3 protein-coding genes are annotated in these 2,063 nt (G+C 62.6%); 2 read left to right on the top strand and 1 reads right to left on the bottom strand.

Going from position 1 to position 2,063, the window contains the following annotated elements; translation table 11 throughout:
• Positions 1–646, top strand: a 646-nt coding sequence (locus EOD07_RS32265) for an ABC transporter permease (RefSeq protein WP_164772750.1), incomplete at its 5' end; no start/stop codon positions are given.
• A complete protein-coding gene (locus EOD07_RS32260; RefSeq protein WP_127238133.1) occupies positions 615–1,355 on the top strand; it encodes an ATP-binding cassette domain-containing protein in 741 nt (246 codons plus the stop codon). The genes EOD07_RS32265 and EOD07_RS32260, both read left to right, overlap by 32 nt.
• Before the next feature lie 51 nt (positions 1,356–1,406).
• Here EOD07_RS32260 and EOD07_RS32255 read toward each other — a convergent pair whose 3' ends face one another.
• Complete coding sequence (locus tag EOD07_RS32255) at positions 1,407–1,760, bottom strand: hypothetical protein (protein WP_041006041.1); 354 nt, start codon at positions 1,758–1,760, stop codon at positions 1,407–1,409.
• Positions 1,761–2,063 lie beyond the last annotated feature (303 nt).

The following is a 2,063-nucleotide window of genomic DNA, read 5'->3' as shown; positions in this document are numbered from 1 at the left end:
GGTCTGGCAGGTGTTGCTGAGAGAGGCGGCGAGCGGCGACCTCTTCTACCATCTCGGCGCGACGCTGGGCCGGGTCGCCGCCGCATACGTCGTCGCGATGATCATCGGCTCGGTGATCGGCATCCTTCTCGGCAGCTACCGCCGCGCGGACCGGTTCTTCAACCCCTGGGTCATCCTGTTCCTCAACATCCCGGCGCTGGTGATCATCGTGCTGGCCTATATCTGGTTCGGCCTCACCGAGGCGGCGGCGATCGGCGCGGTCGCCGTGAACAAGATCCCGAATGTGGTGGTGACCATGCGCGAGGGCGCCAGGGCGCTGGACCCGCGTTACGCCGAAATGGCGGCTGTCTACCGCTTCGCTCCCCTCGACCGGCTTCGCCACATCCTGCTGCCGCAACTGCAGCCCTATCTGGCCGCGGCCTCGCGCTCCGGCATCGCCCTCATCTGGAAGATCGTCCTGGTGGTCGAGCTGCTCGGCCGCTCCAATGGCGTGGGCTTCCAGATCCATCTCTATTTCCAGCTTTTCGACGTCGCCGCCATTCTTGCCTATACGCTGGCATTCGTGGCGGTGATGCTCGTGATCGAACTTCTTCTGGTGCAGCCCGTTGAACGACATGCAACCCGTTGGCGCCGCCGCCCCGCTTAGGGTCGACATCGCCGAGAAGACCTTCAGGTCCGCGCAGGGCGTTTCGGTCACGGCGCTCAGGAACCTTTCCTTCGAGGTCCGGCAAGGCGAATTCGTCTGCCTGCTCGGGCCGTCGGGCTGCGGCAAAACCACGACGCTGCGCATTCTGCTTGGGCTCGACAGGCAGTTCTCCGGTTCTTTCCAGCTTCCCGAAGGCGGCTCGAACCGCATAGCCGCTGTGTTCCAGGAACCCACACTGCTGCCCTGGCGGACGGTGGAGGAGAATGTCAGGCTAGCGCTGCCGAAAGACCTGCGCGCCAAAAATCTCGACGCGCTGTTCGACACGCTCGGTCTTGCCGGCATGCGCTCGCTCTATCCGGCCGAGCTCTCGCTCGGCCTTGCAAGAAGGGCTGCCCTCGCGCGGGCCTTCGCGATCGAGCCGGCGGTGCTGTTCCTCGACGAGCCTTTCGTCTCGCTCGACGGACGGACCGCCGGGCAGCTCCGGCGCCTGCTTCTCGACGTCTGGTCGGCCAAGCCGACGACTGCCCTGATGGTGACGCACAACCTGACCGAGGCGCTGACGCTGGCGGATCGCATCATAGTGCTTGCGCCGCGCCCCTCGCACGTGCTCGGCGTTTTCGACATAGGGCTGCCCCGGCAACACCGCAACCCCGAGGCGACGAACGACCTTTTGCGATCGTTCCATCAGAAATTTCCGGGCGTGACCTGACCGCCCTGATCTGTTCAATCAGGACGGAAAGCCGCTGCGGACTTTCCTGGTTCAGAAGCAACGCACGTCGGCTTCGGCCTGCGCCTGCTTCAGCTCCGTCCGCGCGGCTTTCGCCGGCGCGCTCTCGCGGAACAGACCTGCATTCTCGCCTGTCGTCAGGGACAGGCTCTTGAAGGTTTCGGCCCTTTCATAATGGTCGTAAGGGAGGATCGAGGCGATGACGTCGATCGAGCATGAACAGCTCTCCAGCGCCTGACGCGTCTGGCCGTTCGTCTGCATGCAGCCGAGCACGTAGTCGACAATCGTCGCGGTCGGGTAGTCCCCCGCCGCGCCGGCCGGGTTTGCAAGGACCGTTGCCGGCGAAAAGAGGAGCGGCAGGATCGAAAATCCAACATATCTGAGCATGAGAAATTCCTCCTATTGCCCGCCCGCGCCGCAACGAGACCGGCGCCGTCGTGCCCAGTTGGCGGCATGCCGCAAGCCCGGTCAAGTTCCCACCGCCCCGGTATAGGACCAAAGGATGAATGCCTTGCTCATCGACGACAGCGCTCCAAGGCAGCTTCACGCCCCACCTTGGCACCTATCTTCGTAAGTACCTTTCACGATCAGATCAATACATGAAACCATAAACATCAAACGCAGGAAGGTGAAAGAATATATGTAAATATAACTTGAAGATGATCGAGCCTATAATACGCAGCTATAAGA

Source organism: Mesorhizobium sp. M2C.T.Ca.TU.002.02.1.1, from assembly GCF_003997225.1.
Note: the sequence above shows the minus strand (reverse complement) of the source record. Positions and strands in the feature narration are given on the sequence as shown.